This is a genomic window from Streptomyces sp. NPDC031340 (assembly GCF_055569945.1).
In genome coordinates this window covers 20,885-27,852 of the sequence record NZ_JBVIIE010000086.1, presented here as the reverse complement: position 1 = coordinate 27,852, position 6,968 = coordinate 20,885, and the positions used below count along the sequence as shown (strand labels likewise).

3 protein-coding genes are annotated in these 6,968 nt (G+C 72.9%); all 3 read right to left on the bottom strand.

The window, feature by feature from the left end:
* Positions 1–143: 143 nt before the first annotated feature.
* From yicI to ACZ5GT_RS38600, 3 genes are read right to left on the bottom strand one after another with little or no spacing between them, the layout of a single operon-like run.
* Positions 144–2,426 (bottom strand): alpha-xylosidase, encoded by a 2,283-nt coding sequence (yicI, locus tag ACZ5GT_RS38610; RefSeq protein WP_469036006.1) that lies wholly within the window; start codon positions 2,424–2,426, stop codon positions 144–146.
* Positions 2,423–3,820, bottom strand: coding sequence for a GH1 family beta-glucosidase (locus tag ACZ5GT_RS38605; RefSeq protein WP_469036004.1), 1,398 nt, complete (start codon positions 3,818–3,820; stop codon positions 2,423–2,425). The genes yicI and ACZ5GT_RS38605 overlap by 4 nt, the downstream gene beginning before the upstream one ends.
* A complete protein-coding gene (locus ACZ5GT_RS38600) occupies positions 3,817–6,738 on the bottom strand; it encodes a glycoside hydrolase family 3 C-terminal domain-containing protein (RefSeq protein WP_469036003.1) in 2,922 nt (973 codons plus the stop codon). Before ACZ5GT_RS38600 ends, ACZ5GT_RS38605 begins: the two co-directional genes overlap by 4 nt.
* Between the last annotated feature and the right edge of the window lie 230 nt (positions 6,739–6,968).

Genomic DNA, 6,968 nt, shown 5'->3' with positions numbered 1-6,968 from the left:
CTGTAGCCCAACTACTTGCAGCAAGGTCCGCGCCGCGACAGATCCGGCGGCGGGCCCCCCCTACCCTCCTCTTGGCTGCCCACTCCGCGCCCCCACCCCGGCGGCGTGATCCGGACGGCGGGCCCGCCGGCGCGCCGGGCGCCTCAGTCCTCGTAGGGGACGTCGGTCACCGCGGCTCCCCCGGTGACCGTGTGCACGGCGCCGCCCGGGCCGCCGGTCCGCAGCCGCCAGGGGTGCGGGCTGTCGGTCGTCACGCGGAGCCGGTCGCCCTCGCGGCGGACCTGGAAGCGGGCCGCCTCGCCGGTGCCGTGGGGGTGCGGGATCACGACCGTGCGTTCGGCCCCGTCGGCGAAGGCGTGCACGCGCAGCTCGACGTCCTCGGCCCACGCCGAGACCGGCCGCTGATCGTCGGCGGCCAGCGGGATCACCGACTCCGGGCGGGCGAGCAGCGGCAGGGTGTGGAAGTCGTGCCGCTCGGTCACCCAGCGCGGGCCGGTGACCCGGTCGCCGGTCAGGATGTTGGTCCAGGTTCCCTCCGGCACGTAGTACTCGACGGTGCCGTCGTCGGAGAAGACGGGGGCGACGAGCAGGTCGTCGCCGAGCATGTACTGGCGGTCGAGCAGGGCGGCGGTGGGGTCGTCGGGGAACTCCAGCAGCATCGCGCGCATCACCGGGATGCCGGTGGTGTGCGCCTGCTGCGCGGCGCGCTGGAGGTAGGGGGCGAGGCGGTGCTTGAGGAGGGTGAACTCGCGGGTGACCTCGACGGCTTCGTCGCCGTAGTCCCACGGGACGCGGTACGAGTTGCTGCCGTGCAGGCGGCTGTGCGAGGAGAGCAGGCCGAACTGCACCCAGCGCTTGAAGACGGCCGGGGTGGGGGTGCCCTCGAAGCCGCCGATGTCGTGGCTCCAGAAGCCGAAGCCGGACAGGCCGAGGGAGAGGCCGCCGCGCAGTGACTCGGCCATGGCACCGAAGTGGGAGTCGCAGTCGCCGCCCCAGTGCACGGGGTACTGCTGTCCGCCGGCGGTGGCCGAGCGGGCGAAGAGGAGGGCCTCGCCCTCGCCCCGCTCCTCCCGCAGCAGTTCGAAGACGGCCTGGTTGTAGAGGTGGGTGTAGTAGTTGTGCATCCGCTCCGGGTCGGAGCCGTCGTGCCAGACGACGTCGGTGGGGACGCGTTCGCCGAAGTCGGTCTTGAAGCAGTCCACGCCCTGGGCGAGCAGGGTGCGCAGCTTGCCGGTGTACCAGTCGCGGGCGGCCGGGGAGGTGAAGTCGACCAGGGCCATTCCGGCCTGCCACAGGTCCCACTGCCACACGCTGCCGTCCGGCCGGCGCACCAGGTGGCCCTCCCGCATGCCCTCCTCGAACAGCGGGGACTTCTGGGCGATGTACGGGTTGATCCAGGCGGAGATCTTCAGTCCGCGTTCCCTGAGCCGGGCCAGCATGCCCTCGGGGTCGGGGAAGGTCTCGGAGTCCCAGTCGAAGTCGCACCACTGGTAGGCGCGCATCCAGAAGCAGTCGAAGTGGAAGACGCTCAGCGGGATGCCGCGCTCGGCCATGCCGTCGATGAAGCCGTTGACTGTGGCCTCGTCGTAGTCGGTGGTGAAGGACGTGGTCAGCCACAGGCCCAGCGCCCACGCCGGGGGCAGGGCCGGGCGGCCGGTCAGCGCGGTGTAGCGCTGGAGGATCTCCTTCGGGGTGGGGCCGTGGACGACGAAGTACTCCAGCGACTGGTCCTCGACGCTGAACTGCACCTGGCCGACCGACTCCGAACCGACCTCGTAGCCGACCTTGCCGGGGTGGTTGACGAAGACGCCGTAGCCGCGGTTGGTGAGGTGGAACGGGACGTTCTTGTAGGCCTGTTCGCTGCTGGTGCCGCCGTCGGCCTGCCAGATGTCGACCGTCTGCCCGTTCTTCACGAACGGGGTGAACCGCTCGCCCAGGCCGTACACCGACTCGCCGACGCCGAGGGCGAGTTGGCCGACCATGTGGTGGCGGCCCTCGGCGTCGGTGACGAATCCGTTGCCCCGCTCCCCCGCGGAGGTCAGCACCCGCCCGTCCGCGACGAACTCCAGCCGCCACGGGCCGGAGGTGTCGACGCGCAGGGTCAGCTCGCCGGAGGTGAGGCTGAGCAGCGTGCCCTCGCGGCTGACCTTGCCCGCGTCCTCGCCGGCGCCGGGCAGCGCGAAGTCCGGTCCGCGGCGCGCCGATCCGGCGTGATGGGTGGTGCGCACCCCGATCACGCCCTCGGCCGGGGACCAGCACTCCACGGTCACCAGCGGGCTGTTGAGGGTGCCCCCGCGGCGGGTGACCTGCTTCACCGGGGCGTAGAGCGTCATCCGCTGCCCGTCGGCGCGTACGTCGGCGATCTCGGCGGCGAAATGGGCGGTGCAGCCCGGACGCATCAGCCAGTAGCCGTCCGTGAACTTCATCGATTTTCCTCAGTACGGGCGCGGTGCGCGGTGATCAGGTCCCGGTACCAGCGGTAGCTGTCCTTGGGGATGCGGGTCTGGGTGCCGTAGTCGACGCGGACCAGGCCGAAACGCTGCTCGTAGCCGCGCGCCCACTCGAAGTTGTCCAGCAGCGACCAGACGTAGTAGCCGCGCACGTCCACCCCGGCGGCGACGGCGTCGGCCACGGCGCTGAGGTGGTCGGCGAGGTAACCGATCCGGTCGGTGTCGTGGACCTGGCCGTCGGGTGCGACGGTGTCGGCCTCGGCGGAGCCGTTCTCGGTGATCCACACCGGGGGCAACTGCGGATGGCGGGCGTGGAGGTCGCGGAGCAGTTCGGTGAACGCGGACGGTACGACGGGCCAGCCCATGGTGGTGTGCCGGGTGCCGTACGGGTCCACCTCGGTGACGCCGATGTCCACCGCGGTGCGCCGGGCGGGGTCGCCCTCCTGGTGCGGCGCCGCGGCCACGCAGACGGGCCGGTAGTAGTTCAGGCCGACGAAGTCCAGTGGCGTGCCGATCAGTTGCAGGTCGTCCGGGCGCCGCCAGGGGCCGTCCGCCTGCCCGGCCCACGTCTCGGCCTCGTGCTCGGGGTAGCGTCCGGCGAACAGCGGCCCGGTCCAGACGTCGTTGTGCAGGGTCTCGGCGCGGCGGAGGGCCGCGAGGTCCTCGGGTGTGTCCGAGGCGGCGTGGATCCGGTCGAGGTTGAGGGTGATGCCGACTTCGTGGTCACCGCTCGCGCGCAGGGCGCGCACCGCCAGACCGTGGCCGACCAGGAGGTGGTGGGCCGCGGCCAGGGCGCCCCGGCCCTCCCGGGTGCCGGGCGCGTGGCGTCCCTCGGCGTGGCCGACGAAGGCGGAGCAGTAGGGCTCGTTGAGCGTGATCCAGCGCCGCACCCGGTCGCCGTAGCGTTCGGCGGCGAGGGCCGCGTACGCCGCGAACGCCTCCGCCGTGTCCCGCACGCGCCAGCCGCCGCGGTCCTCGAGGGCCTGCGGGAGGTCCCAGTGGTACAGGGTGACGAGGGGCTCGATGCCGGCTGCCAGCAGTTCGTCGATCAGGCGGTCGTAGAAGTCCAGGCCCTTGGCGTTCACCGTGCCGGTGCCCGCGGGCAGCAGGCGGGACCAGGAGATGGAGAAGCGGTAGCTGTCGACGCCGAGGTCGCGCAGCAGGGCGACGTCCTCACGGTAGCGGTGGTAGTGGTCGGCGGCCGTGTCGCCGGTGGCGCCGCCGAGCGTACGGCCGGGTGTGTGGCTGAAGGTGTCCCAGACGGAGGGCCCGCGGCCGTCCTCGTCGTGGGCGCCCTCGATCTGGTAGGCGGCGGTGGCGGCGCCGAAGCGGAATCCGGCGGGCAGCACCGGGAAGACCTGGTCGGTCATGTGTTTTGTACCTTCGGGGTGTCGAAGCGGAAGGAGGCCAGGCGGAAGTCGCCGTGCAGGGTGAGCCGCAGGTCGTGGACGCCGTCGAGGGGGGAGCCGGTGTCGGTGGTCACCGTCGTCCACGTGTGGCGGCCGCCGGTGACCGGGACGGCGACCTCGGCGACGAGCCGGTCGCCGGCCCGGACCTCCAGCCGGGCCGGGCCCGTTCCGGCGTCCTCGCGGGCCTCCCCGGCCTCGTGGGTCTCGCGGGCCTCGCGTGCCTCGTGGGTCTCGCGGGCCACCTCGGCCTCGAAGCGGGTGACGCCGGACAGGTCGGCCGAGCGGAACAGCAGGGTCGCGGGTCGCCCGGAACCGGCCGGGGTGACCGCGTCGCCGGCGGTACGGGTGGCGTCGACGAGGGTGATGTCCGTGTGGTCGTCGAAGTCGGCGGCCCGGGTGCGCCGGCCGGCGACCGCGCGGGGCGCCGGGGCGGGGCCGGTCACGGTCAGCGGGGCGGTCAGCACGACGTCTTCCGCGGAGCGGGCGACCAGGACCTCGTAGGCGCCGGGATCCACGGTGAAGGCGCCGGTGGCGACGTCCCAGTGGGCGAGCCGTTCCGCGGGCAGCCGGAAGGCCACCTCCCGGCTCTCGCCGGGTTCGAGCCGTACCTTGCGGAAGTCGGTGAGCCGCAGCCGGGGCGCCTCGTAGCGTGCGTGCAGGGCCCGGACGTAGAGCTGCACCACTTCGCTGCCGGGCCGGGCGCCGGTGTTGGCCAGCGACACCGACACGTCCAGCGCGCCGTCCTGGGCCGTCGTCGGAGCCGACAACCGCAGGTCGCGGTAGGCGAAGCCGGTGTAGGACAGGCCGTGGCCGAAGGCGTACAGAGGGGCGGCCCGGTGGTACTGGTAGGTCCAGCCCGCCTTGATGACGTCGTAGTCGAGGGGGTCGGGAAGCTCGTCGTCACCGCGGTACCAGGTCTGCGGCAGCCGGCCGGCCGGGTCGGCCTCGCCCAGCAGTACGGCGGCCAGTGCCCGGCCCGTCTCCTGCCCGCCGTGGGAGGTCCACACCACGGCGGGCAGGTGCTCGTCGGCCCAGTCGACGGCGTAGGGCCCGCTGCTCATGACGACCAGCGCCGTCCGCGGGCGGACCGCGGCGACCGCGCGCAGCAGTGCCTCCTGCGTGCCGGGCAGTGCGGTGCCCGAACGGTCCTCGGTCTCGCGGCCGTTGATGAGCGGGTGGTTGCCGAGGACCACGATCGCCACGTCGGCCTCCTCGGCGGCCCGGCGCGCCTCGGCCGTGCCGTCCCGCAGCAGTTCGCGCTGCCAGCGTTCGGCGGTCGCCGGGGTGTCGGCGGTGACGCGGACCCGGCCGTCGGCGGGGCCGACCGCCGCGTAGCGGCCGGTGCGGACGTGGCGCAGGAGCACGGTGCCGGGCTCGCCGTGCGGGTCCGGTTCCAGGGTGAACGTCTCGTCGACGTACCAGGTCTTGATGACCTCGCGGTCCACGACGAGCGAGTCGTCGTCCCGGCGGCCGAGGTGGCGGCCGGTCCCGGCGGCGCGCAGGGTCAGCACGCCGTCGCCCCACTCGGCGACGTCGAACGTGGTTCCCGCCAGGAGGTCACCGGTGGTGCGGGAGCGCAGCGCGATCCGGTCGGCGCCCTCCTCGGTGACGACATCGCCGCCGCCCGCGCCGAGCGCCGCCCGCAGCCCGGACGCGATGCCGACCTGATAGGGCAGGGTCCCGCTGTACCAGTCCTCGTACAGGGTGTCGGCGTGCGGGCCGATGACGGCGATCCGCGGCGCGCGGTCCGCGCGGAGCGGAAGCAGGCCGTCGTTCTTGAGCAGCACCACCGACTCGGTCGCGGCCCGCAGGGCGAGGGCCCGGTGCTCGGGGCAGTCGACGACATCCGCCGCGATCCCGGAGTACGGATCGAGGTCCGGGTCGAACTCGCCGAGTCTGAACCGCAGTTGCAGGTGGCGCCGGGCCGCGCGGTCGATGTCGGCCTCGTCGATCAGGCCGCGCTCCAGGGCCTCGCGCAGCCGGCCGGCCGTGGTCGAGCCGTCCTCGTCCAGGTCGGTGAAGCTGTCGATGCCGGCCTTCAGCGCCGCGGCGTGGGCCTCGACGTGGTCGTCGAAGTAGTGCTCCGGGTCGACCAGGTTGGCCGGGGCTTCGGCGTCGCTGACGCAGAACAGCTCGTGCCCGGTCGGCACGGCCCAGCCGCGCAGTTCCGTCTCCAGGAGCGGACTGACGTGGCAGGGACGGCCGTTGACCAGGTTGTAGGCGGCCATCGCGCCGGTCGCGGCGCCCGAGGCGACGATGGGCCGGAAGGCGGCCAGGTCGTATTCCTGGAGTACGCGGGGACGCAGGGCGGAGGAGGTGACGCTGCGGTCGTCCTCGTTGTTGTAGGCGAGGAAGTGCTTGAGCACCGGAGCCGTGCGCAGGTAGGCCGGATGGTCGCCGGCCAGGCCCCGGCAGTAGGCCGTGCCGAGCCGCGCGGTGTGCGCCGGGTCCTCTGAGTAGCCCTCCTCGTTGCGGCCCCACCGCGGGTCGCGCAGCAGGTTCACGACGGGCGCCCACACCTGGAGGCCGGGGGTGCCGATGCCGTCCACCGGCGGGCGGTGGTGGTGGAAGGCACGCAGTTCGGCGGAGACGGCTTCGGCGACCTCGCGGACCAGGTCCTCGTCCCAGGTCGCGCCGAGGCCCACGGCCTGCGGGAAGACCGTCGCCGTGCCGAGCCAGGCGACGCCGTGCAGCGCCTCGGTGCCGGTGCGGAACGAGGCGACGCCCAGGCGCGGGACGGCCGGCGCGTACTGGTGCAGCAGCGCGATCCGCTCGTCGAGGGTGAGCCGGGCCAGCAGGTCGTCGACGCGCTGGTCGGTCGGCAGCGCGGGATCACGGAACGGCACCCGGCCGGTGGCGATCAGGGAGGGAGATCCCACGAGGCAAACCCCTAAGCAGACTGGTGCGGAGAGCATATCGTCGAAGCGCTTCGACGCTGACATTCAGCCCGGAGGGCTGTCAATAGCTCAAGGTGAAGAAAGTTTCGCCACAGTCACCCTCTTGTTTCGGCAGATCCATGCCATTAGCGTTCGCCGCCGAGTGAAGCGCTTCGACACTCTGAGGAAATCGACGCTCTGAGGGAATCGACGCTCTGAGGGAACAAGGGACG

What these genes read in the sequence shown, in the direction of transcription:
- ACZ5GT_RS38605 (WP_469036004.1), bottom strand. Translation starts at nt 3,820, where the DNA reads ATGACCGACCAGGTCTTCCCGGTGCTGCCCGCCGGATTCCGCTTCGGC.
- yicI (WP_469036006.1), bottom strand. Translation starts at nt 2,426, where the DNA reads ATGAAGTTCACGGACGGCTACTGGCTGATGCGTCCGGGCTGCACCGCC.